Consider the following 25,971-nt stretch of genomic DNA (forward strand, 5'->3'; position numbering starts at 1 on the left):
TTCCTTTGTTTATAAGCTCTTTGGGCACATTTGTGAGAGCAATATTTTGTCACGGTAGTCTTGGCTATAAACTCAGATTTACAGAATTGACAGGTTTTTTTATCTTTAATTTTGATGACATATTTAATAATTTCGCCGGTTATTTCTCCTTTTTGGAGAGACGACCAACGATGTGTAATAAGTGAAACAAGTATCCTTAAGTGTAATAAGTGTATTAGTTAACCAGGCTTGTTTTTAAAAAACATCAATTTTTCGTCTCGAGGTACAAATAGGTACAAAAAAACCAAAAAATAAAACAATTTAACAAACAGAAGGAAAAACACAAAAAAATAAAGCGCTGATTTACAGCGCTTTATCGTGTTTTATTTTGTTATGTTTTGAAGTTTATTTCCCGATACAGAAATTAGCAAAAATATTGCCCAGAAGTTCATCATTGGTCACTTCACCGGTGATTTCACCAAAATGGTAAAGCGCCTGACGGATGTCGATGGCAAGCAAATCTGTGGTTAAGCCCTGATTCAGGCCTTCCTGGACCTTGTTGATTTCCTCCAGGGCGAGTAGCAGGGCATTGTAATGTCTGGAATTGGTAACGATGCTGTCGTTATTGCGTAAAGCGCCGGCATCCACATAGCTGAGGAGTTGCTCCTGAATGGCCTCAATGCCGGTCTTGGCTTTGGCAGAGATAAAGAGGAGGTCTTTAAAATCCGCCCGCAGTATTTCTTTATTGGCGTCGGTAAGCAAATCGGCCTTATTGGCCAGCAGGAGGAAAGGGCGCTCGGGAAAGGCCTCTCTAAGTTGCTGTATGTCTTCTTTGACCCGCTGCCACTCCTCAGGGATGAGGTCATGGTTCTGGTCAAAGACTTTAGGAGTATCGATCAGCTTCACAATCACCTGTGACTGTTTGATCTTTTCGAAGGTGCGTTGTATGCCCAGACCTTCAATGGTGTCCTGGGTTTCACGAATACCCGCGGTGTCGATAAATCGGAAACCAATGCCTCCTATGGAGATTTCATCTTCGATGGTGTCCCGGGTCGTCCCTGCAATTTCACTTACGATGGCGCGCTCTTCATTGAGCAGGGCATTGAGCAAAGTGGATTTTCCTACGTTGGGTTCGCCGACAATAGCCACCGGAATTCCGTTTTTGATGACGTTGCCTACGGCAAAGGAATCGATAAGCCGAGACAGGACCTTTTGAATTTTCAATACCAAAGCCTGAAATTGATCTCTGTTGGCAAACTCCACATCTTCCTCAGAAAAATCGAGTTCGAGTTCCATCAGGGAAGCAAAATCCAGGAGTTCCTGGCGCAATTCCTTAAGCTGACTGGTAAACCCGCCTCGCATTTGCTGCATGGCCAGCTGGTGGCTGGCAGAATTATCGCTGGAAATCAAATCGGCTACCGCTTCGGCCTGACTCAAATCCATCTTGCCATTGAGAAAAGCTCTAAGCGTGAATTCGCCGGGCTGAGCTGCTCTACAACCCTTGGAAATAAGCAACTGAATGATTTCTTTCTGAATAAACGAACTCCCATGGCAGGAAATTTCAACTGTGGGCTCTCCCGTGTAAGACCGCTGACCGCGAAATACACTCACCAATACTTCATCTAAAATGCGTTCACCATTTCGAATCGTACCTAGTTGCAGGCTGTGACTCTTTTGATCCAGGATGGAAACCCCACTCTTAGCATAAAACAGGGGAGTACAGAGCTCTAAAGCCTGAGCTCCGCTTATTCGGATGATTGCAATAGCTCCACTCCCGGAAGCTGTAGCAAGTGCAACAATGGTATCGGTATGTATCATGCTGCAAATTTACAGTCTGTTTTTTAATTTAAATTGTTTTTCGCAAGGAATTGAGACTCAGGTTTGGTATTTAAGATTTAATTGTTAAATTATGTAACATTAAATAAACTATAAAGTCTAATTATAAAAAGACAATCATGGAAGTATATCAAGACCCCATATTAAGAGAAGATCGTCAAATGTTACTTTTCACTCACCTTTCACAACTCCTCAACCTGTTTACAGGCTTTGGAGGGTTCATTGTTCCGCTCATTATCTGGCTAACTCAAAAAGATAAAATAGAAGATATGGATAAGCAGGGGAAGCAGATTTTAAACTTTCAGCTGACAATGCTTTTGGCTGCTCTGGTGGCAGTGCCTTTAATGCTAATCCTGATTGGATTCGTGATTATTGCAGCGGTTGGATTGCTGACTTTAATCTTTCCTATTATCAATGCCATAAAAGCGAATAATGGAGAACCAACTCACTATCCTTTGAGTATCGAATTTTTTAAATAAAGCTAATTTTCACTTTATCCCTAACTAAAACAGCCTCCACAATGGAGGCTGTTTTGCATTTAAAAATAAAGAGTAGATTTATTGGTTGCCAAGCATCACCGGCATCACCAGCATGGTGATGTGTTCGCCTTGTTCCAGTCCATCAACTGGGGTAAGGATACCAGCTCTGTTTGGTAAACTCATTTTGATTTTGATTTCGTCTGAAGTCAGGTTATTCAACATTTCAGTTAAAAACTTAGAGTTAAAACCTATAGTCAGGTCGTCGCCCTGATAATCGCAGGTGAGACGTTCTTCGGCTTTATTGGAGTAATCCAGGTCTTCAGCAGAAATATTTAATTCAGCTCCAGCGATTTTTAGTCGTATCTGATGTGTGGTTTTATTGGAGAAAATAGACACACGTCTAACCGAGCTCAAAAATAAAGCACGGTCAATAGTTAAGACGTTGGGGTTTTCTTTTGGTATCACAGCCTCATAGTTAGGATATTTCCCGTCGACCAATCGGCAGGTCAATTCTACATTTTCAAAGCTGAATTTAGCATTGGATTCGTTAAATTCAATTTGAACATCCTCTTCACTACCCAAAAGCACTCCTTTTAAAAGATTTAAAGGCTTCTTAGGCATGATAAATTCTGCTGGCTTATCGGTCTTGATATCTGTTCTGGAATATTTAACCAATTTATGAGCATCTGTTCCTACAAAGATCAGCGCTTCTTCTGTAAATCTAAAAAAGACACCGTTCATCACTGGTCTTAAATCGTCATTCCCCGTTGCAAAAATAGTCTTATTGATAGCTGTCGCTAAAATATCACCTACCAATACAGTTTCACTGGCATCTTCAATGTTTACCGGCGTCGGAAAATCATCTGCATTGGCATAAGCCAGTGCATACTTACCCTGTTCAGAGCTGATTTCGATAGTATGGTTATCCAGTTTATGAAATGTAAGCGGCTGTTCTGGAAAAGCTTTTAAGGTATCTAAAAGCAATCTCGCAGGTACTGCAATTTCTCCTTCATCGTTTGACTCAACCTCTAGTTTGGCACTCATCGTAGTTTCCAAATCTGAGGAGGAAATCTTAAGTGAGTTGTGATTCAATTCGAATAAAAAATTATCCAAAATTGGCATGGTGTTATTATTGTTGATAACTCCTCCAAGCGTTTGAAGGTTTTTCAACATATATGTACTGGAAATGATAAATTTCATGTGATTAAGGTATTTGATCTATGCAAATATATTTTTTTCTGATGAATAATGACTATTCTTTGTTACTGTAAGTGCTTTATTGAGCTAAACTGTCGGTAACGATTAAATCTTCATATTCCCATTGAGATAAACCACCTCTCAGTTGGTAGATCTTTTTGAAACCAGCGTCTTTAAGAATTTTAAAACATTCTTCTGAACGTCTTCCAGTTCTGCAATAAACAGCAACAGGTTTTGACTTATCGAGTTGTGTTATTTTACGAGCAAAATCCTCATCATATATTAAGTTTTGAGCATCCTGAAGATGCCCTTCCCGAAACTCTTCAAGTGTTCTCACATCGATAAGTTGTACCGAGTCTAAAACCATGAGCTCCTTCATTTCTTCTGAAGAGACTAAAGTGGAATTGTTTTTATCACTTACACATGATGTGAATAGACCTAATAAAATTGAAAGTAAAACTAATCGTCTCATAGGCTATTTTTTCACCTCTCCAGTCCAGCCGAGGATTCCCCCTTCCAGATTGTAAGTGTTTTCAATCCCTGCTTTATTCATGAGCTGACAAGCCATTTCACTGCGTGCCCCAGATCTGCAATACACATAATAGTCCTTATCTTTTGGGAGTTGCTCTATTTCCTTCATGAATTCTCCAGACTTTTGGATGTTGATCAATCTAGCTCCGTCAATGTAACCCTGGTTAAATTCATCTGGAGTCCTTACATCAATAATTTCAGCACCTTCTGTAGTTTTAAAACCTTCAACCCACTTTTTTTCGTTTAAATTTTCCATAGTTTAATTTTGAATTTACAGACGTAAAAATACAATAATCCTATCAGCTAGATAAAAATTAAATCAATCTTATGCTAAATTTTTCATCCTAAAGTTTAACTTAATTTTTAAACTTCAACATGAACTTCGCACTACATTTGTATCAACAACAATTGTAATTACATGTTAATCGAAAAGGAACTTAAAATTTCTAAACAGCTACCAGAATGTAAAAGGGCGTTGCTCAATCTTTTGTTTACTGGAAACTGGATCACAGATGAGATTACTTCTACTTTAAAGCCTTTTGATATTACTACTCAGCAATTTAATGTTTTACGAATTTTGAAGGGTAGAAATGGGGAACCTTGTTCTTTGCAAACCATACAGGAACGTATGATTAATAAAATGAGCAATACGACACGATTAGTCGATAAACTGATTAAGAAAAATTATGTGGAGCGAGAGCAATGCGAAACCAATAGGAGAAAAGTAGATATCAAAATTACAGAAGACGGGATTAATGCTTTAAATGTGATTAACGATGCTGTTGATGATGCAGAAACAAAAATGACTGACAGCCTTTCTGAAAATGAATTACACCATTTAAACGCTTTATTAAATAAATTTAGAACTAAGACTTATGCATAACTATATCGAAAATTTACACTGGCGTTACGCCACTAAAAAGTTCAATTCTGAAAAGCAGGTTTCCGAAGATGATTTAGAAACTTTACTGGAAGCCATTCGTTTGTCGGCTTCTTCCTACGGACTTCAGCCTTATGAAGTCCTTGTGATAAAAGATCCCGAAGTAAGAGCAAAATTGAAGCCCGCTGCTTTCAGTCAGCCACAAATTACCGATGCTTCTTATCTCCTGGTATTTGCTTACAACACCAATGTGGATGAAAAATATCTTGATAAGTTTATCAAAAACAATAGTGAGACTAGAAATCAACCACTGGAGGATTTCAAAGATTTGAATGACATGATTCAAAATTCAGTCATGACCTTTTCTGATGAACAAAAAGAGATCTGGGCATCCAGACAGGTTTATATAGCTTTAGGCAATTTATTATCTGCAGCAGCAGAATTAAAAATAGATGTCTGCCCTATGGAAGGTTTCAATCCAGATGAATTCGATGAATTGCTGGATTTACGTTCCAAAAATTTAAAGTCAGTTACTCTAGCGACGATTGGATACAGACATGAAAATGACCAGCTGAAAGATGCTAAGAAAGTAAGAAAATCTAAAGACAAATTATTTACAAGAATTTAATCAATAACCCAAATTTAAACTTTAAAACTATGAAAATGAATGTATTAAAAGGCGCGTTAGCCACTACTATTATCTTGAGTCTGGTAGCATTTACCAATGCTATTGAAAAGAAACAAGTCGATGTGAAAGAAAGCACCATCAGATGGGAAGGTGAAAAATTAACAGGTTCACACGAAGGAACTATCAATCTAAAAGAGGGCTTTTTCTTGATGGAAAACGGTGAGCTTGTAGGCGGTGAGTTTACAGCTGACATGACTTCTATAGATGTTACAGACCTGGAAGGAGACAGCAAGGAAAAATTAATGGGTCACTTGAGATCTGATGATTTTTTTGGAGTTAATAATTATGAAACTGCAAGATTTGTTATTAATACAGTAGCCAAAAAAGGTGATGTTTACGGAATTTCAGGTGATCTTACCATCAAAGGTAAAACCAACCCGATTGCTTTCGACTTAAAAATGAATGGAAATACAGCTACAACAAATCTTACAATCGACAGAACAAAATACGATGTAAGATATGGTTCAAATTCATTTTTCGACAACTTAGGAGATAAGACGATTTACGATGAATTCGATCTTGCAATAAATTTAAAATTTTAGTTGATTGATTTTGTTTTGATAAGAAAACCTGCCAGAGATGGCAGGTTTTTTTTATTAAGAAAGCCAAGGTTTTGAGACTTATAAATCACACCAATTCCTTGACTCAAACTTATAAAGTGATTATTCCTTAAAATAGTCCCAGGTTATTTTTATTCCTTTCTGCACACTGAATTTAGGGTCATATCCTAACATTTTTTTGGCTTTATCTATGGTGGCTAAAGAGTCTCTAACATCGCCTACTCTTGGTGGGCCATAACTAGCTTTTAGATAAAGGTTTGAAGCCTCTTGTAAAGATTCCCAAAGCTTATTTAAACTGATGCGTTCACCGCAAGCCACATTATAGACCTGATTTGTTGATTCTTTTTTAGCAAAAGCAGCTTTAATATTAGCCTGCACTGCATTTTCTACAAAGGTAAAGTCTCGGGTTTGCTCTCCATCTCCATTTATAGTAGGTGGTTTTTTGTCTTTAAGCGCCTGCATAAATAAAGGGATAACCGCTGCATAAGCGCCCTGCGGACTTTGTTTAGGTCCAAACACATTGAAATAACGCAACCCGATAATTTCCATCCCGTAGGTTTTGGCAAATACATCAGCATAAAGCTCATTGACGTATTTGGTTACCGCATAAGGTGATAAGGGTTTTCCTATTTTATGTTCAACTTTCGGCAGAGCAGGACTGTCGCCATAAGTAGAACTGGAAGCAGCATAAACAAAACGCTTCACAGAATCAGAAGTTTTACAGGCCACCAGCATATTCAAAAAACCAGACACATTCACTTCGTTACTGGTAACAGGGTCGTCGATGGAACGAGGAACAGAGCCCAGGGCGGCTTGATGTAAGACAATGTCTATATCTTTAACTGCCTTTTTGCAGTCTTCGGGGTTTCTGATGTCTCCTTCCTGGAATTCGAAATTAAGCTCATTCTCAAATTCAGAGATATTCTTTCTGTAGCCATTGGATAAATTGTCTAAAACACGAACTTGTTTTGCGCCGAACTTCAGTAAATATTCAACGATATTGGAGCCTATAAACCCCGCACCGCCAGTAACAAGAAACCTGAATTCACTTAAATCTGTGTCGTGATAAACATGTGTATACCTCATAATCTACCATCAATTATATCTGTTGGTAAAAAAGATTTGACATCGAATATAATAGCTTTTTCATTTTTTAATGCACTGAAATCCAATTTTAGAAACTCTCTGTGAGAAACCGCCAGGACAATGCTGTCGTAGGTTGAGTTAATTTCGTTGCACCTTAACAAATCAATTCCGAATAGTGTTTTCACTTCTTCTTTATTTGCCCACGGATCGCAGACATCGACATGCATATTATACGTCTGCAATTCTTCAATCACATCTATGGCTTTTGTATTTCGTGTATCGGGGCAGTTTTCTTTAAAGGTGATTCCTAAGACCAGCGCTTTTCCATTTTTAACTTTAGCTTCTTTATTCAGCATAAGTTTTATAACTTCATTGGCCACATATTTACCCATACCGTCGTTCATTCGTCTTCCAGATAGAATGATTTCCGGATTATAGCCAACTTCCAGAGCTTTTTGAGCTAAATAGTAAGGATCCACACCAATACAATGACCGCCCACTAGACCCGGGCTGTATTTGGTGAAATTCCATTTGGTTGCAGCAGCTTCAATAACTTCATGCGTATCGATATTTAGCAGTCTAAATATTTTAGACAATTCATTTACGAAGGCAATATTGATATCTCTTTGCGAATTTTCTATAACTTTTGCAGCTTCTGCTACTTTTATACTACTGGCCAGGTGTGTCCCGGCGGTAATGACCGAGGCATATAATTCATCTACTTTTTTAGCAATTTCCGGAGTAGATCCTGAAGTCACTTTTAGTATACTGGTTACTGTATGAATTTTGTCTCCCGGATTGATACGCTCGGGTGAATACCCTGCGAAAAAATCTTTATTAAAAGTCTTACCTGAAAACTGCTCTAAAACAGGAACACAAATTTCTTCAGTCACCCCAGGGTAAACCGTTGACTCATAGATAACAATATCGCCGTCTTTCAATAATCTCCCAATAGTTTCACTTGCTTTTATCAGTGGCGTCAATACGGGTTGTCTATTTTGATCTGTCGGTGTCGGAACCGTTACAATGAATATGCTTGCTTCTTTCATGTCATCTGGATCAGTTGACAATTTCATAGCAGGTGTGGCAGTCTCACTTAAGGCTTTCCGCAATTTTTCATCAGACACTTCCAGGGTGTGGTCGGTGCCTTTTTTCAGCTCATCAATTCTAGACTGATTGATATCAAACCCAATAACTTTATACTTTTCGGCGAAGGCTACTGCTAGCGGTAAGCCAACGTAACCAAGGCCAATAATTGCAATTGTAGGATGACTCATCAATTAGGTAGTTTTTTAAATATTAAATGTTTTTTTCAATTTTAGCAGGATTTTTTTCCAGAGAGGACGTTTTTTCTCGTGCTGTAAATAACCCTTGCCATAAGGTCCGTAGCCATATCCATAACTATATCCGTAGCCATAGCCATAGCCATATTTGGCTTTATGTTGAAAATAATTAAGGATAAAACTTATGTTTTTAATCTCTCCTTTATCATGCCTTTCATTGATGACACTCAACATTGCTTTTTTGGTATAATTCTGTCTCAAAAGATAAATAGAGGCGTCAGCATATTTACCTAAATTCAAAGCGTCCGACACCAGACCGATAGGAGGTGTATCCATGATAATACAATCATATTTGTCTCTAAGTGTATTAAACAGAACATCCATTTTATCTGTCATCAGTAGTTCAGAAGGGTTTGGAGGGACAGGTCCGGAAACAATAATATCCAAATTGTCAAATTTGGTCTTTTGTGTTATATCTTCAATTGAATTTTGATCAATTAAATAATTAACTACACCAATTTCATTTGTTATATCAAAGTCTTCAAAAATCTTAGGCTTTCTTAGGTCTAAACCGATGAGTAGGGTTTTTTTACCGCTCATTGAGAAGACAGAAGCCAAGTTTATGGCTGTAAATGTTTTACCTTCTCCACTTACGGATGAAGTGATGAGTATGGTTTTATTTCCTTGGATATGTTGCTGCTTGAAAATAAACTGCATACTTGTTCTTAAACCTCTGAAGCTTTCTGCAATTGCAGATCTGGGTTTTCCAAAGACAGCTAAATTGCCTTTAGACTTGCTTTTGCCTACAACACCAAGAATAGGTATAGGTGACAATTTATTAATGTCTTTCGGGTTGTTTATTTTGTTGTCTAAAAAGACTAAAAGAAAAACAAAAACCAAAGGCACAAAGCTACCCAGAAGCAGAGCCATAACATAGTTAAGCTGAGTGTTTGGGCCAATCTGGCCACCTCCAGTATCCATTGCTTTATCAATAATCTGAACATCACTTACGTTGGCAGCTTTTATCAATCCAGCCTCATTTCGTTTGTTCAAAAACAGGCTGTAGGTTTCTTCGTTGATGGTGTAACGCCGTTCAATTTTCAATAAATCCTGTTGTTCCTTGGGAAGCTTCCGTATTTCTTTTTCAAGTTCAGCTACATTTTGCCTCACTGTACTTATTTGTTCCCGAAGGATTTTTTTTGAGGATTCAATATTTTCAAGTAAGACTTCTTTGGTAGCATTGATCTGCCTATCGATATCGTCAAATATGGGTGCGCCACTTTTGATGGAATAAGAATACTTGCTTCGTTGTTCAGAAAGAGCCAAAATCTTTCCAACAGCTGAACTTATACTGGGCTCATCAATTCCAGCAACTGAAGGTGCTGGCACTTCAGTATAATTTTGTCTGCTTCTTAAGTAGTCTTCAAGCCTTTTATAATAGTCTAATTGCCTTTGTATGACATTTTGCTCAAGGTCCAGATTTGTAAGCCTCCCTCTTATTTCGCTGCTCTCTGAAGTCAGGTCAATAATGTCATTATTGATTTTGAACTGATTCAATTCTTCTTCAACAGATTTAAGTTCTTTAGATTTTTGAGCCAGACTACTATCTATAAACCTTATGGTTTTGGTAGCAAAAAGATTTTTCCTGTTCAGCATGTCCTCACTGAGAACCTGGACGGTAGTGTTGAGATAATCTACTAGCTTTTCTTTGTTATTCCCATTGAGAGAAAGATTTAAAATGGAACTCCCCTTGCTTTCTGGATTTACATTTATACTCTGAAATCGCTTGACGGTAGAATAATAATTATTAAACCTTATGTAATAGGGTTTACCTACAACAACAGGCTGGGTATTTCTTAAAATCCGACCTTTAAAAAAAGGTGAATCCACGTATTCTGAAGCTCGAAAAGTAGCCTTGTAATCGTCTTTTTCAAAATAAAAACGCTCTTGCTTTTTAGTATGATAATTGTAAAAGCTAAGATTTCCCGGGGGTTCTTCCTCCCCAAAATTTAAACTCAGTTCAAAGGTATCATCATTCAAAAAAGTGATGGTCAGTGGCCTTCCAATAAGCTGTGATTGCAGGCTGTCTTCTATGGCTATAAACGGAACTTTACCATAAGCATCTCTCATTTGATACTTTCCATCTACTAAATATTGAATATAGTAATGTAATCTGGTAACCACTTTTTCATTGTGAGTTCTTGTTCTTAAAGTGGTAACGACGGTATTTACTTTATCTGAAACTCCTCCCCAGTTAAAACTTAAACTCGTATTGGTAGTGAAAAATGGATTCTGATCATCTTTTATAGTGATCAAACTTTTGATTTGATATATCGGTTGTTTGCGCACATTAATTAAATATGCAATGCTTAATCCAATAAGAATGCTAATGACAAATAAATACCAATAGCTAAATATCTTGACAATAAATCCTTTAAAGTCAAAGTGGATATTGGATTCGCTAATTTCAAAGTCTTCTTCCATCAGAGTCTAAACAATAATATGGTGATTCCTGTTATCAAAGAAAAAAGAGTGGCAAATGTGCCAAAACTAGTTTCCCCTATTCCTAAGGATTTTTGAGGTAATGGATTTACAATTATCAAATCGTTGGGCTGTATGTAATAAAACGGAGAGTTGACAGCGGTAATCTTGGTCAAATCAATCTGATGCAATCGTTGCCCTTCCGGATATTGCCTTAAAATTTTGACATTTCTTCTGTCTCCGTATAAGGTAATATTTCCAGCATTTGCTATGGCTTCCATAATAGAAACCTGTTCTTTATAGATTACCTGACTACCTGAGCCGATTTCACCCAGGGTCGTGTAGCGCAATCCGGCTAGTTTTACTGTTATAAAAATATTAGCCTCTGTTTTAAAATATTCACTGAGAAGTTTTTCTCTCAATTTTAATCTGATTTCTTCCAGAGTAAGACCTATTACTTTGATTTCACCAAGAGTTGGAATTCTTATGTTTCCGTGTCTGTCTACTGGAAAACCGTCAAAGTAAGCCTTTTCTTCAGTAGTTGCCGTAGAGTTTTCAGCATCGCTAATAGGATTGAATATACTCGTTAATTCCTGATCTAATGCTTTTACTCTAATGCTTAATAAGTCATTGATTTGTACCCTGTAAGGACGCTGCATTTGTTGAATAGAAATCAGGCTATCGGAAATTTCTTCATCAGCAGCTAAGTAAGTGAGCTGTTTTGTGCTTATACAAGATGAAAATGAAATGATGACAAGTAAAACTAAGATAATTGAAGATAATTTCATCTAAAGGTAAATTGTTATGGCAAATATAGTTTTTGATTTAGAAAAAAATCCGATTAGCTATAATTATATGTGTTAACGTTCCCAGATTGAATTTAATACTAAGTTAGCATAAACGAATAAATTTAAAGGTAAAAAGCAATAAATTAGATCGAAAGTAGATCCTAGAATTATTTAAATAAGCTTCTCACCGTTTTAAGAAAAAGTATGCCACTCTCGTTTTAGCTGGTAAGACCAGGAATATCGGGTAGACCGTCTTTGGCAACAGCAGAGATTTCTGCTTCATTGACATCGCCCGCTTTTTTGATGGCTTTATTGAGGGTGAGGATCAAATAATCTTCAAGTTGTTCTTTGTCCTGAAGTAACTCGTCATCCATTTCAATCGATTTGATTTCTCTGTTAGCAGTGATTTTCACCTTCAGCAACTCATCGTTACTTTTCTCAAGTAGGGTTACAGTATCCAGACGCTTTTTGGTTTCTTCAACTTTGGCTTGGGTGTCTTTGATTTTATTCATCATCCCCATCATATCTCCAAACATAATTTCTGTGTTAAATTGATTTACAAAATTACTATATTGTATGCTTTAAATTAAGAAAAACCAATTTAAATTAAATCCAGTCTTATGAAACAATTAATCCCTGTTCTAGCCTTAAGTTTTATATTTGCGACTTCTTGCAAAACCGATAATTCGAAGATGACAAATACAGATATTAAGCCACCAGTGGCTAAAAAAAATCCAAAAACACTTTCCATTCATAATGAGGATAGAATTGATAATTATTATTGGATGAACGACAGAGAAAATCCTGACGTGATAGCCTACCTCAATGCTGAAAATGACTACTACGAAGAGTCAACTGCCCATAGCAAGGATTTTCAAAAGGATTTGTTTGAGGAAATGAAGTCAAGAATTAAGGAGGACGATTCATCAGTTCCATATAAGCTCAACGGGTATTGGTACCAGGTGCGCTATGAGAAAGGTAAGGATTACCCAATTTATACCCGCAGAAAGGGGAGTATGGATGCTGAAGAGGAAATCATGTTCGATTGTAACACAATGGCGAAAGGTCATGCTTACTTTAACCTTGGTGGTATCAGTGTAAGTCCGGACAATACCTATGCTTCTTTCGGAATTGATACCGTGAGCAGAAGAAAATATACCATTCAAATCAAAAATTTAATCACTGGAGAAATCCTTCCAGAAAAAATTGAAACGACTACAGGAGGGTCTACTTGGGCAAATGATAACAAAACGCTTTTTTATACCAGAAAAGATGAGCAAACTCTAAGGTCCAATCAAATCTTCAAACATAAACTGGGAGATGATCCAGAAAACGATGTGATGGTTTTTGAAGAAGAAGACGAAACCTTCAACACTTACGTTTATAAAACTAAGTCCAAAGAATATATCATCATAGGGTCCTCTAGCACTATGTCCGATGAGTATCAAATCCTGAATGCTGATCGTCCAGATGAAGATTTCAAATTATTCACAGAACGCAGAAGAGGCCTGGAATACGATCTGGCGCATTACAAAGACAATTTTTACATACTGACCAACAAAGATGAAGCACAGAACTTCAAGTTGATGAAAACGCCTGTGAAAGCAACAGCTGAAACTAATTGGGAAGAGGTGATTGCTCATAGAAAAGATGTTTTGCTGGAAGGTATCGACATATTTAATAATTTTCTGGTCACTAGTGAACGTTACAATGGTCTAACGCGGATTCATGTTCAAAGATGGGATGAAAGGGAAGAGTATTATCTTCCGTTTACAAGTGAAACCTATACTGCCAGTACTACCACCAATGTAGATTTTGATACTCATAAACTGAGGTATTCTTACAACTCGCTTACCAATCCTGCCTCTGTGATTGAGTTTGATATGGTTGATAAAACTGAAACCGTTCTTAAAGAGCAGGAAGTCCAGGACCCGGATTTTGATAAGAACAATTACATATCTGAAAGAATATGGGCGACAGCAAATGACGGAACTGAAATCCCTGTCTCTTTAGTGTATAAAAAAGGGATTAAGAGAAATGGTGAAAATCCACTTTTACAATATGCTTATGGAAGTTATGGAGCTACTATGGACCCTTATTTTTCTTCAACAAGATTATCGTTGTTGGATAGAGGTTTTATATATGCCATTGCTCACGTAAGAGGCGGAGAATACCTAGGTCGAGGATGGTATGAAAGCGGAAAACTACTTCAGAAGAAAAATACGTTTACTGATTTCGTTGATGTTTCTAAACATTTGATAGATCAAAAATACACCTCTCCAGATCATCTTTATGCGATGGGTGGAAGTGCAGGTGGACTCTTGATGGGTGCAGTCATTAATATAGCTCCAGAACTTTATAATGGTGTTATCGCTGCAGTTCCTTTTGTAGATGTGGTGACGACCATGCTCGATGAAACAATTCCGCTTACTACTGGCGAATATGACGAATGGGGAAATCCAAATGAAAAAGAGTATTACGATTACATCAAAACCTATTCTCCGTATGATAATGTAGAAGCTAAGGCTTATCCTAATTTATTAGTCACTACAGGCTTATACGATTCACAAGTTCAGTATTGGGAACCAGCCAAATGGGTTGCCAAATTGAGGGAAATGAAAACAGACAATAACAAGTTATATCTGGAAACCAATATGGACGCAGGTCATGGAGGTGCTTCAGGGCGATTTGAAGCTTTGAAAGAGCTTGCTAAAGACTATGCTTTTATACTTGAATTGGAGCAAATAACAGAGTAATCAGAAAAAAATCGTAATTTAGCCCTTTGTTATTTATTCGATAGACATTACTTACGTGAAAAGATGTTGGCTTTATGCATAAAAATTTGAATGTTCATGACAGCTTGTTATCCATGGTAGGCTGTACCCCTTTAATAAGATTAAAAAATATAACTCATAATTTCCAAGGTGAATTTTTAGCTAAGTATGAAGCTCAGAACCCTGGATTATCTTCCAAAGACAGAATTGCCCATTATATCATTGAAAAAGCTGAAGAAAATGGTGACTTAAAACCAGGTGATACCATTATTGAAACTACCTCTGGAAACACTGGCTTTAGTATTGCGATGGTTTCGGCTATCAAAGGTTATAAATGTATTCTGGCAGTAAGTTCTAAATCCTCCAAAGACAAAATATCACTACTGAAAACAATGGGGGCAGATGTTACCGTTTGTCCTTCAAATGTTGCACCTGAGGATCCAAGGTCTTATTATGAGGTAGCTAAACGCATCCATAAAGAAACTCCAGGATCCATTTATATCAATCAATATTTTAATGAATTAAATATTGATGCACATTATCTTACTACTGGTCCGGAAATCTGGGCTCAAACCGAAGGTGAAATAACTCATCTTGTGGCTTGTAGTGGAACTGGTGGTACTATTTCTGGAACTGCAAGATTTTTAAAGGAAAAAAATCCTGATATCCGTATCTTAGGCATAGATGCTTTTGGCTCTGTTCTTCAAAAATACCATGAAACAGGAAAACTAGATAAAAGTGAAATCTATCCTTATAAAATTGAAGGCCTTGGTAAAAACCTAATACCTACGGCAACTGATTTTGATAGTATTGATAAATTCACTAAAGTAAGTGATGAAGACAGTGCTTATATGGCTCGTAACATTGCCAGAGCAGAAGGCATGTTTGTGGGGTATACAAGTGGAGCCGTCATGCAGGGGATAAAGCAGCTCGCTGAAGAAGGAGAATTCGAATCAAATAGCAAAGTGGTAGCCATTTTTCCAGATCATGGTTCCAGGTATATGAGTAAAGTATTTTCTGACGACTGGATGAAAGAACAAGGTTTTACTAACTATCCAGGTTTAGAGGATGAACAAAATCAAAGTAATTTTAAAAAAGCACACATTACAAATATCAACTGATTGCTATTGGGTAAGTTTGTAATATAAAACACATCAAAAAATGAAAGATTTATTTTCAAAAATTTATAGAGATAAAGGACCATTAGGTAAATGGGCAGATCAGGCTGAAGGTTATTTTGTCTTCCCTAAATTAGAAGGACAAATCAGTAACAGAATGAAATTTCAAGGACGTGAAGTCATTACCTGGAGTATAAACGATTATTTAGGCTTGGCCAATCATCCTGAAGTCAGAAAAGCAGATGAAGAGGCTGTCAAAAAGTGGGGTAGTGCTTATCCTATGGGAGCAAGAATGATGAGTGGTCACACCGAACTTCACGAACAACTACAAAATGAGTTAGCTGATTTTGTTAGCAAAGAAGCAGCTTATGTATTGAACTTTGGTTACCAGGGCATCTTATCTACCATTGATGCACTTGTAGGCAAAAACGATGTGATTGTTTATGACGTAGATGCTCATGCCTGCATTATCGATGGGGTGCGTTTACACTTAGGTAAGCGTTTTACATACAAGCACAACGACTTAGACAGTATCGAATTGAACCTGGCCAGAGCTGAGAAAATTGCTGAGCAGACTGGCGGAGGTGTTCTGTTTATTTCTGAAGGTGTCTTCGGAATGAGAGGAGAGCAGGGGAAACTAAAAGAGATTGTAGAGCTTAAGAAAAAGTATAACTTTAGATTGCTTGTTGATGATGCTCATGGTTTTGGCACACTTGGAAAAACAGGTGCTGGAGCAGGTGAGGAGCAAGGCGTTCAAGATCAAATTGATGTGTATTTTGCAACTTTTGCTAAATCCATGGCAAGTACTGGTGCTTTTATTGCAGCTGATAAAGAAATTATCGATTATTTAAAATATAACCTGAGATCACAGATGTTTGCAAAATCATTGCAAATGTCATTGGTTGAAGGCGCTCTAAAACGATTGGAGCTATTGAGAAGGTCAACAGAGTTTAAAGACAAACTTTGGGACAATGTCAATGCTCTTCAAAATGGTCTTAAAGAAAACGGATTTGACATTGGCACAACAACGAGTTGTGTAACTCCGGTTTATCTTAAAGGTAGTATTCCAGAAGCAATGGCTTTGGTTAAAGATTTACGTGAAAACCACGGTATATTCTGTTCTATAGTGGTGTATCCTGTCATTCCAAAAGGATTAATCTTGTTAAGAATGATTCCTACAGCAACGCACACAATGGAAGATATCGACTTAACCTTGAAAGCCTTTTCAGCGATAAGAGAGCGTTTAGAAAACGGAACTTACAAAAAACTTTCTCAGTCTTTAATGGAAAATATGGGAGAATAAATAGTGTAAATATATCAGCAAACAAAGCCAGGCATTTGCCTGGCTTTGTTTGTTTTATGGGGTTTTCGATTACTGCCATCCACCACCAGAGTGCCTTTATAATTCTTCCAAAGCCTAAACTATTAAATCAGATTTCACTCACTTCATTATTCAATGAATTTTTCTCTATAAAGGAATTGCATCTGCAGCGTCAATTTGTCTTCTCTTGAATACTGATGATAGATTGCGTTAGACCATTGCAGTGTGAAATATTTTTTATGCTATGAGTTCAACCTTGTTGGAATCCTTTAGGGGAGCTTCCTCACCTCGGGCAAAGTCCTACTCGCTTCTTAAAACACTGAAAATGAATACTTAAGGGCTGTCTGGCACGCGTAAACAACATGCCTGCGGTCCTTGGGAGGCAGGAATCTGGATGAAAAGTCAACCCCGGAATGACTTGAGGGTTTAAACTAAAGCTGTATTTTTAAGTCATAGAACAAAATAATAAACTATATGAGAAATTTAAAGTTTGGTGTGCTCTTATTTTTGCTATGCGCGGTTTCCAGTGTGATGGCTCAATATGACGTAAAAGCCAATTACGACAAACAGGAAGTGGATATCGAAATGCGTGATGGTGTGAAATTGCACACCACAATTTATACGCCGAAAGACACTTCAGAATCTTATCCTATACTTATGCAACGGACGCCATACAGCTCAAGACCTTATGGTGAGGATCAATTTAGAAGACGAATTGGTCCAAATAAATTCCTGATGGAACAAGGCAATATCATTGTTTACCAGGATGTGCGTGGACGCTGGATGAGTGAAGGTAAATATGATAATATGCGTGGGTATATTCCGAATAAAAAGCGCAAGCAAACCGATGAAGCTACCGATACTTATGATACGATAGACTGGCTTGTTAAAAATGTGGATAACAACAATGGGAATGTAGGAACCTGGGGTATTTCTTATCCTGGTCACTATGCAGCCATGTCTGTTTTATCCGATCATCCGGCATTGAAAGCAGCCTCTCCACAGGCACCGATTGGTGACTTTTATTTTGATGATTTTCATCACAATGGTGCTTATTTGTTAAGTTACTGGATTGCAACTTCAGTGTTTGGTTATGATAAAGAAGGTCCTACACCAGAAGCCTGGTATTCTGTTCCAGATATTGGTACTAAGGATGCCTATCAGTTCTTTTTGGATATAGGTCCGTTGAAAAACCTGGATAAGTATTACGGTGAAGACAATGTCTTCTGGCAACAATTGAAAGATCACCCAGATTATGATGAGTTCTGGCAGGAAAGAGGTTTGGTGCAGCACATGAAAGACGTGGAGCCAGCCGTTTTAACCGTTGGAGGCTTATTTGATGCCGAAGATCTTTATGGACCTTTTGAAATTTATAAAAGTCTGGAAAAGAATAGCGATAACTTCAATGCTATGGTTTTCGGACCCTGGAGTCACGGTGACTGGGCCAGACTGAAAGAAAGACAGGCGGTAGGAAATATATATTTTGGAGATAATTTGTCTGAAAATTTCCAGGTAAATTATGAAACCAAATTCTTCAACCACTTTTTAAAAAATGAAGGGGAGTTTGATGCTGCTGAGGCTACTGTATATGATACCGGAGCGATGAAATGGAACGAATACGACATCTGGCCACCAGAAAATGCAACGCCTACTGATTTTTTCCTTGGAGACAATCAGAAGCTAAGCATGGAGGCTATGCCGAATTTTGAAAATAAATTTGTAAGTGATATCACCAAACCTGTGCCTTTTACGGAAGACATCAAGGTGACGTTCACGCCCAGAAAATTCATGACAGACGATCAGCGTTTTGCTGCCCGTCGTCCGGATGTGATGGTTTATGAAACCGAAGTTCTTGAAGAAGACATGAAATTATCTGGTGAGATATTAGCAGCCTTAGAGGTCGCTACGACTGGTACTGCAGCCGACTGGATAGTGAAACTAATTGATGTGTATCCTGCAGATGCAGAAGATTCTGAAGAGATGCAGAATCACTTGAAGATGAGCAACTACCACATGATGGTGAGAAGCGAAGTCTTCAGAGGTCGATACAGGGAAAGTTTTTCAGATCCGAAGCCATTTGTGCCAGGCAAGAAAACCAGTGTTGATTTTGCTTTACAGGATATAAATCACACCTTCAAAAAAGGACACAAACTTCAGATACAGGTGCAAAGTACCTTTTTCCCTTACATCGATAGAAATCCACAGAAGTATGTAGATAATATCTTTGAAGCCGCTGAAGAGGATTTTGAAACCCATACGCATACCATTTATGGAGATTCCAAAATCGTGCTTCCTGTGGTGAAGTAAGTTTTTGACTTCGATACCATTTTCGGTAAATGAAAGTTTACCGGTGATTGTGTGATTCTTTGACAAAGAATTGTATCGAAATCTGGTGAACTGCTTGAAATCACCAAAAATCGCTCAGTCACCAAAATTGTTCTAAGTTTTAAAAAAGAATAAAATAACATGAAACCCCGAGTTAGCGCTCGGGGTTTTTTATTGAAGTCAAGATAAGTTCGACTTTTATGTATACTGTGGTAGTTATCATTTTAATACACCCCTATAATCCCCTCCAGAGAATAAGTCCGACAATTCCCACGCTTGAGAAAGGGTAAAGGAGGGTGTTTCATCTCATAATCCGTCAAACCACATTATAATTCAAGATTTATTTTTATGGGGCTTCCCCCCCCAATAGGGGGTCGGGCTTTACGTTGCAATGCTTCATCCCCAAAACTTTGGGGATTGCAGGATTTTCACTGCAATCCCTAAGCCATGGCAAACTCCACAGGGTTTTATAAGATAAAAGACCCCGAGTGTACACTTGGGGTCTTTTTGATAATTAAAATAAATACTGCTAATGGATTAGCAATTTTTGCGTCTGAGACTGTGCTTCATTGGTGTATCTAATAAAGTACAATCCAGTGTTAAGGCTATTGGTTTCAAACCGATGCTTAGCCTCAAAGCCCCCTTTGTATTCCTTAAGCAGCCTTCCGTTCATATCATAGATTTGAACAGTATCGACTTTATTTGAAATTGAGAAGAAGCTGTTGGCAGGGTTTGGGTAAACACTGTAGTTGAGCATAGAAACTTCGTTGGTGCTTAACGTGGACATGGCATTACCATAAATTCTAAATTCACCAGCAGGTATAGTTATATCAGCTGTTGTATTTGTCACATTTAGTGACGTAGAACCAGATTCATCCATCAACTCATACCAGGTTCCTGTATGAGGAAAATTTGGATTTACTGTTCTTTCTACAACATCAAAATTTGCCAGGACTATTACATCTTTAAGTTCATTTGAAGCTAAGCTATTATTATACACATGGATTCGTGGAGTTAACGTACCTCCTGAATTGATGGTATACTCTCCTTCAAAGACATCTTCTTCAATTTTTAATTGGTGTAGTCTTGCCCAGTCCTCATAAACCTGACTTCTTACGGGGTCGCTTAACCAGTTATTTGCCCATTGAGGCTGAGGTTTCGTATCTAATTTACAATCGCCATCGTTTCCGCCAGGGAGATTGACACTACCATCACTGCATGTGAAAATTGAATTTTCCATTCCTAAATCACCAAAATGCCATATCATTTTTGGACCAGGGATAGGAATTGTCACAGCTCCAAGGGCAGACATTCGTGAGATGGCCGTATTTAACTCTTTTACATTGTGATCAGGGTTTGAGGAATTGCCATACTCAAGATTCTTAAACATCAATCGTTCCTCATCATGACTCTCCGCATAGCCCAGGAGTCTTGGGGCGGAAAAGCCTTTGGATTTATGTCCCATTCCAGATATGTCATTTCCAGAATTAACACCCATTGTCAGTTGGTTATATGGACTGGTCATTTTACCCCATAGCATGATTCCTTTGCCTTCATCCAGTCTGTAATCAGCCCATTGCTGCTCTTCTGTACTTCCCCCAAGATGCTCAAATATCACATAGTGGTTATCATCTAAAGACCAGGCATAATCGGCATAAGATTTCAGGACGTTAATTCGGTCCTGTTGATAGGCATTTGTACATGACTCATCGGATGCAGTACAGTTTTGCGTAAAGCCTTTGGTTAAATCCCATCGAAAGCCATCAATTTTAAATTCCTCAACCCAGTGTTTTATAACCCTTTTGCTATATTCCTGAGTTAAAGCACTTTGATGATTAAAGTCGTTTCCAACATTATAACTATGTCTGGGTGTGGTATTGAAATAGGGATTCTCAGTAGTTGGGCCACCCCAGCCGTCTTCATCAGGATCATCCATCCACATTCTTACCAGTGGGTTTCTTCCGAAAGCGTGATTTAAGACTAAGTCCAAAACGACAGCTATGCCGTTTTGATGACATACATCTATGAATTCTTTCAACTTATCCTCGGTGCCATAAAATTTATCCAAGGCCATGTGAAAAGACGTATTGTACCCCCAGCTTTCATTTCCTTCAAACTCCATCACTGGCATTAAATGAATGGCATTGACATTTAAGTTTTTGAAGTAATCGATCTTGTCAATTAAATCCTGATAATTTCTATTTGCATCAAAATCTCTCACTAAAACCTCATAAACGATTAAGTCTTCAATTTTTGGTTTCTGAAAATTTGTGACTTGCCAGTTATAGTCTTGCTGAGCAGTCTGTAAAACCGTTACTTCACGTTCCTGCCCTTCAGGGTATGCGGGTAAGTTAGGGTAAGTAGTTGAAGGAATATAAGGGTCATCAAAAGGTGATAAAACTAAAGTCGAAAAAGGATCTGCAGTTTTAACCACTTCAGGTGATCCATTCACAGGAGTCTGATCAACAACCCAATATTGATACGTTTCTATCTGACCTGGAGTTAAACCATCTAGGGAAATCCAAAATCTATTGGCACGAGTAGGGTCCACATTCATGGCATAATTCTCGTCAGGATTCCAGTTGTTGAAACTACCAGCTACGTAAACAAAGTCTTTTTCTGGGGCATTTAAAACCAAAACAGCTTCAGTGTCGCTTATGTAATTGATGCCATCTTCGTAATCTTCAGGCATAGCTATTGAATTTACTGTTGGTTCTGTAATAATCGAAAACTCTCTTGTAAAGGTTATTGTTCCCTGAGTGACATCTAAAACGTAATTTTTGTTTTCAGTGATATTGGTATCTGTAAAGGAATATGTACTTGTGGTTTGTTGATCAATCATAGTTCCGTTGGCAGATAAGGTATAATTAGCATCTCCTGCTGTATTTGTCGCACTCACAGTAAAATCAGCACCACTATTGATTACACTTAAGTCATCACTAGGTGAAGTTAGTGTAATCTGGAAACTTCCAACTGAAAACAACTCATCCTGAGTTTTTTTATCTCCGGAGCCGTCTTTGGCTTTTACCAGCATCCCTATACTGGCAATGTCGTTAGCATTGTAAAAGTTGGTAGGAGTCATGGTATAAGAGTAGGTACCATCTCCATTGTCTGTCATTTTTTGACTTTCACTGGAATTGGTCCATTCACCATTGGTAGGTGAATTGAATTCTTCGCCGCTTGAATTAGTATACCAGGCCCATAAATAAAGATCATTTGTACTCCAAATGTCTGGCGTGATACCTGAAACTGTAATGGTAATCTCTTCATCTTGTTCAAAAGTAGGCGGTGAGACTGTGAATACTCCATTCTGTTGCTGTGCAAAACCTAATGTTGAGAATAGGAGCACTGCTAAAAGTAAAATTTTTCTCATAGTTTGTGGATATAAAAAAGGCCTACTTGTTTTAAGTAGACCTTTTAATTATTAAAATTTACTGCCAGGCATAAAAATCAATGGTTGGTGGATTTACTGCAAAGTTCATCTCAACATTATAAATCCCGGGAGTTGAAGGGATATTAGCTCCATTTAACTCTAGAGTTCCATCATTTCCATCGTCACCGTAATTGACGCCCCACTCTTCATTTTGTCTAACTTTCAATTCACCTGCACTTAATTCAACACCATTTAAGTAGAACATACCTTCATTTATTCCAAAATCTGGTAAAAACTTGTCAGGGTCTGGTGCATCCCAGCCAAAGGTAGTTGCATCCCCAACAAGGCCCCATAAATCGGTTTGCTCCAATTCGTAGGTTAAGTTGTTTAAGTCAAGTGTTATGATATAATGTCCAGCTTCAACAGCAATATTATCGCCACCTTGTTCTAAAGTACCGTCCGAACCAGTATCGCCATATTCAACGTTCCACTCTTCATTTTGTCTGAATTTAATTTCACCATCGGTAAAAGTAGCAGCAGCCTTCCAGTTATCCTGGTAAGGATTGTATTCAAATTTCACGTCCGGGGTGTCCCATCCGTAAACTGTTGCACCACCAACTATTCCCCAGGAATATTCTTGGAGAGACCATTCTAAAGTTTCTGTATTTACAGTGACTTTATAAGTACCAGCTGTGACAGGAATGTTAGCACCATCTTGTTCTAAGGTGCCATCATTACCATCATCACCATAGTTTACAGCCCAGTCATTATTCTCTCTGAATTTCATTTCCCCATCTCTTAGTGTTGCATAAGCTACAACGACATTATTTTCTGAGGTAGAATAGAAAGGGACATCCAAAATATCTTCAGAACCCCAACCTCCTGGAGTTGCACTACCCACAATTCCCAGGTTTGTCGATAAATCTAAAATCGAAGAAAACGGAGTAGCATCAATATTTACGGATTCCGTGTAGCTTCTTTGAGCATCACTTAAACTCACAAGCAGCCTCATTTCAACCTGGTTAATCTCCATCGGTGTGGCACCTAAATTCAGCAAAATACTGTTGAGTTCTTCAGATGTGAATACTTTGGAAGTATCTCTACCTACTGCAACGACTTTAGCATTACTAAAGTCATTTCCAACTAAATCTACTTCAAGTGAGTAATCTGTAGCAGACTGGAACCCAAAATTGGGTTCTGTCCAAGTCAATGATAGTATGTCTTCACCAGCATTTTCTTCACTCATTACAACCGATTCAGTTGAAAGTGTTAGGCTTGTGCTTGCATTTTCGTTGATCTGAACCAATTCTTCATCATCACAGCTAAATAAGCTTAATGCGATAACAAAAGAAAATAACTTCAAATAAGATAATTTATTAATAGCCTTCATTTTGTTTTAAATTTGGATTAATTGAAAGTAAGTCGTTTGGAATAGGGAATAAGCTTCTGAATTCAGGTACTGAAACCCCGTTCTGAACATCGCCTTTAAATGGCCATAAGTAAGTATCTGTTGTGAAAAGATCGTACCTGATTAAATCTGTTCTTCGCTGTCCTTCCCAGTAAAGTTCTCTTGAGCGTTCGTCTAAAATAAATTCCAGTGTTAAATCTGCCGCTGTAATGTTAGCACTGCTATTGCCATAAGCTCTTTCTCTAATTTCGTTTATCAGATTGACAGCAGTAGCTTGATTTCCGTTACCTCCCCGAAGTGTCGCTTCAGCATAGTTAAGGTAGATTTCAGGAAGTCTTATGACCGGGTAGTCCGTATCGACGAAGTTACCAGTATTGTCACTTCCCTGGTTGCCATTAGAATCAATGTTTTTGAATTTAGTAACAGCAAAACCCTGCTCAAATGGAGGGATATCTTCAATCTCCAACGTTTGACCATCGGTATAAAACATCGCTCTTGCATCAGGTAAATCATTATAAATTGATTCAAGCGAATAAGTGTTGTTAGCCAAATCCAAAGTGATTAAATATCTGCCAGCATCAACGCTTATGTTACCGCCATTTAATTCAGCTACACCTTCATAGCCACCATAATTGACAGCCCAGTCATTATCTCTTCTGAATTTCATTTCACCATCAGTTAAAGTGACAAATAATTGGTAAACATCTGTCCCAACTTCATACATGTCAGTGTCAGGAGCGCTCCAGTCATTTGGCGTAGCATCTCCAATAATGGCCCAGTTTGATGAAGTAGTAAAAGAGTTGTTAAGGGCTTCATCAGAAACATCAAATTTATTGACTAGTGATTTGGTAGTCCTTAAACCAGCCCAGCCTGAATTTACTCCGTACTCTCTAGCATCCATATTACCACCAATAGAAGCATGAGTTAAAAAGGTTGTGCCACCATAGGTTTGAGATTGTAAACCATCAAAATTAAGTGTGAAAATAAATTCATTTTGAGCACCGTTTACATTGTTGTCTGCTAAAAATAATTCATCATAAGCAGACCCGTTTCCATTCGCATCGTTTGTATTGATGGAGTAAGTGGAGTTGATCACTTTTTCAGAAAACTCAACAGCTTCGTTGTAACGAGCTTCACCCTTAAACACTTCAGCATTAAGGTATAATTTAGATAATAGTGCCCAGGCAGCAACTTGATCTACACGTCCGTATTCGTTTGAGCCATCTGCAGCAAGGGTATTTTGAATATCAAGTAGTTCCTGTTCAATAAAATCAAAAATCTCAGATCTGTTAGCTTGTTCTGGCAGTTCAGTTGAAATTTCAGTGGAAAGTGGAACATTACCATATAAATCCATCAGGTTATAGTATGCAAAAGCTCTCAGGAATCGTGCTTCGGCAATGTACTGTTCCACAACCGGATCTGTAAGCAAGACCGCATTACCAATAAATGAATTAGTAAATGAAACCTCTTGTGCTAAACGGTAGTACATGGCTTCAGTAAAATCATTACCTGAAGACCAGGACATTCCGTGTAAATCTGGTAACCCGGGATCGCCCCAGCCTACAACAGCATGATCTGTTGTTAACTCGTTAAGGTTATACAGCATTCTGGTGTATTGTGAAAAACCTTCATCTATTCCAGAAATATCTGGTTGTCCTGCTGGTCCTTGCTGCCCTGTTAAAGCTAAACTAGAATATAATTTAGCAAGAGCACCTTTTGCCTGATTTGCATCTGCAAATACATCTTGTTCAGTTACAGAATCTGGATCTATTGGTGTTTGGTCTAATTCATCGTGACAAGACATAACCAATAGTGCAGATAATGCAATAAAACTTAATTTTAAATTCGTTTTTTTCATTTTCAT

Annotated in this window: 20 protein-coding genes; 8 read left to right on the top strand and 12 right to left on the bottom strand. The window is 37.9% G+C overall.

Going from position 1 to position 25,971, the window contains the following annotated elements; translation table 11 throughout:
* Positions 1-384: 384 nt before the first annotated feature.
* A complete protein-coding gene (mnmE, locus tag LB450_RS01005; RefSeq protein ID WP_224485969.1) occupies positions 385-1,797 on the bottom strand; it encodes a tRNA uridine-5-carboxymethylaminomethyl(34) synthesis GTPase MnmE in 1,413 nt (470 codons plus the stop codon).
* A 137-nt stretch (positions 1,798-1,934) separates the two neighbouring features.
* Between mnmE and LB450_RS01010 the strand changes: the two genes are divergently transcribed.
* Entirely contained in the window at positions 1,935-2,294 is a 360-nt protein-coding gene (locus LB450_RS01010) for a DUF4870 domain-containing protein (protein WP_224485970.1), read from the top strand.
* A 78-nt stretch (positions 2,295-2,372) separates the two neighbouring features.
* Here the strand turns inward: LB450_RS01010 and dnaN are convergent, their stop codons facing one another.
* The 3 genes from dnaN to LB450_RS01025 form a co-directional block, all read right to left on the bottom strand.
* Positions 2,373-3,494: a DNA polymerase III subunit beta gene (dnaN, locus tag LB450_RS01015; protein ID WP_224485972.1), complete on the bottom strand. Its 1,122-nt coding sequence runs from the start codon at positions 3,492-3,494 to the stop codon at positions 2,373-2,375.
* A 76-nt stretch (positions 3,495-3,570) separates the two neighbouring features.
* Positions 3,571-3,963, bottom strand: a complete 393-nt coding sequence (locus LB450_RS01020) for a rhodanese-like domain-containing protein (protein WP_224485973.1) — start codon at positions 3,961-3,963, stop codon at positions 3,571-3,573.
* A 3-nt stretch (positions 3,964-3,966) separates the two neighbouring features.
* Entirely contained in the window at positions 3,967-4,278 is a 312-nt protein-coding gene (locus LB450_RS01025) for a rhodanese-like domain-containing protein (RefSeq protein ID WP_224485974.1), read from the bottom strand.
* Positions 4,279-4,440: 162 nt separating this feature from the next.
* Between LB450_RS01025 and LB450_RS01030 the strand changes: the two genes are divergently transcribed.
* Genes LB450_RS01030 through LB450_RS01040 form a run of 3 tightly spaced genes read left to right on the top strand, consistent with a single transcriptional unit; the run spans position 4,441 to position 6,132 of the window.
* A complete protein-coding gene (locus LB450_RS01030; protein WP_224485975.1) occupies positions 4,441-4,905 on the top strand; it encodes a MarR family winged helix-turn-helix transcriptional regulator in 465 nt (154 codons plus the stop codon).
* On the top strand, positions 4,898-5,530 hold the full coding sequence (locus LB450_RS01035) for an NAD(P)H-dependent oxidoreductase (RefSeq protein WP_224485976.1): 633 nt from the start codon (positions 4,898-4,900) through the stop codon (positions 5,528-5,530). Before LB450_RS01030 ends, LB450_RS01035 begins: the two co-directional genes overlap by 8 nt.
* 29 nt (positions 5,531-5,559) lie before the next feature.
* The gene (locus LB450_RS01040; protein ID WP_224485977.1) at positions 5,560-6,132 is read left to right on the top strand and encodes a YceI family protein; all 573 of its coding nucleotides are present in this window, start codon (positions 5,560-5,562) and stop codon (positions 6,130-6,132) included.
* A gap of 120 nt (positions 6,133-6,252) precedes the next feature.
* Here the strand turns inward: LB450_RS01040 and LB450_RS01045 are convergent, their stop codons facing one another.
* From LB450_RS01045 to LB450_RS01065, 5 genes are all read right to left on the bottom strand, one after another.
* Entirely contained in the window at positions 6,253-7,236 is a 984-nt protein-coding gene (locus LB450_RS01045; protein ID WP_224485978.1) for an SDR family oxidoreductase, read from the bottom strand.
* Complete coding sequence (locus LB450_RS01050) at positions 7,233-8,513, bottom strand: nucleotide sugar dehydrogenase (RefSeq protein ID WP_224485979.1); 1,281 nt, start codon at positions 8,511-8,513, stop codon at positions 7,233-7,235. Before LB450_RS01050 ends, LB450_RS01045 begins: the two co-directional genes overlap by 4 nt.
* 15 nt (positions 8,514-8,528) lie before the next feature.
* The gene (locus tag LB450_RS01055) at positions 8,529-11,003 is read right to left on the bottom strand and encodes an exopolysaccharide transport family protein (RefSeq protein WP_224485980.1); all 2,475 of its coding nucleotides are present in this window, start codon (positions 11,001-11,003) and stop codon (positions 8,529-8,531) included.
* The gene (locus LB450_RS01060; protein ID WP_224485982.1) at positions 11,003-11,788 is read right to left on the bottom strand and encodes a polysaccharide biosynthesis/export family protein; all 786 of its coding nucleotides are present in this window, start codon (positions 11,786-11,788) and stop codon (positions 11,003-11,005) included. Before LB450_RS01060 ends, LB450_RS01055 begins: the two co-directional genes overlap by 1 nt.
* Before the next feature lie 218 nt (positions 11,789-12,006).
* Entirely contained in the window at positions 12,007-12,324 is a 318-nt protein-coding gene (locus LB450_RS01065) for a YbaB/EbfC family nucleoid-associated protein (RefSeq protein ID WP_224485983.1), read from the bottom strand.
* Positions 12,325-12,408: 84 nt separating this feature from the next.
* On the opposite strand from LB450_RS01065, the gene LB450_RS01070 reads away from it, so the two are divergent.
* The 4 genes from LB450_RS01070 (at position 12,409) to LB450_RS01085 (ending at position 19,308) form a co-directional block, all read left to right on the top strand.
* The gene (locus tag LB450_RS01070) at positions 12,409-14,544 is read left to right on the top strand and encodes a S9 family peptidase (RefSeq protein ID WP_224485984.1); all 2,136 of its coding nucleotides are present in this window, start codon (positions 12,409-12,411) and stop codon (positions 14,542-14,544) included.
* A gap of 74 nt (positions 14,545-14,618) precedes the next feature.
* Entirely contained in the window at positions 14,619-15,683 is a 1,065-nt protein-coding gene (locus LB450_RS01075) for a PLP-dependent cysteine synthase family protein (RefSeq protein WP_224485986.1), read from the top strand.
* 40 nt (positions 15,684-15,723) lie between these two features.
* Positions 15,724-16,983, top strand: coding sequence for an aminotransferase class I/II-fold pyridoxal phosphate-dependent enzyme (locus LB450_RS01080; RefSeq protein ID WP_224485988.1), 1,260 nt, complete (start codon positions 15,724-15,726; stop codon positions 16,981-16,983).
* 492 nt (positions 16,984-17,475) lie between these two features.
* Positions 17,476-19,308, top strand: a complete 1,833-nt coding sequence (locus LB450_RS01085; protein WP_224485989.1) for a CocE/NonD family hydrolase — start codon at positions 17,476-17,478, stop codon at positions 19,306-19,308.
* A gap of 547 nt (positions 19,309-19,855) precedes the next feature.
* Here LB450_RS01085 and LB450_RS01090 read toward each other — a convergent pair.
* The 3 genes from LB450_RS01090 to LB450_RS01100 are packed head-to-tail and all read right to left on the bottom strand — an operon-like array spanning position 19,856 to position 25,965.
* The gene (locus tag LB450_RS01090) at positions 19,856-22,699 is read right to left on the bottom strand and encodes an alpha-amylase family glycosyl hydrolase (protein WP_224485990.1); all 2,844 of its coding nucleotides are present in this window, start codon (positions 22,697-22,699) and stop codon (positions 19,856-19,858) included.
* Positions 22,700-22,757: 58 nt separating this feature from the next.
* Entirely contained in the window at positions 22,758-24,089 is a 1,332-nt protein-coding gene (locus LB450_RS01095) for a SusE domain-containing protein (RefSeq protein ID WP_224485991.1), read from the bottom strand.
* Positions 24,076-25,965 (bottom strand): RagB/SusD family nutrient uptake outer membrane protein, encoded by a 1,890-nt coding sequence (locus LB450_RS01100; RefSeq protein ID WP_224485992.1) that lies wholly within the window; start codon positions 25,963-25,965, stop codon positions 24,076-24,078. The genes LB450_RS01095 and LB450_RS01100 overlap by 14 nt, the downstream gene beginning before the upstream one ends.
* Between the last annotated feature and the right edge of the window lie 6 nt (positions 25,966-25,971).

This window comes from Psychroflexus curvus, from assembly GCF_020164585.1.
In the GTDB taxonomy this organism is placed as follows: Bacteria; Bacteroidota; Bacteroidia; order Flavobacteriales; family Flavobacteriaceae; genus Psychroflexus; species Psychroflexus curvus.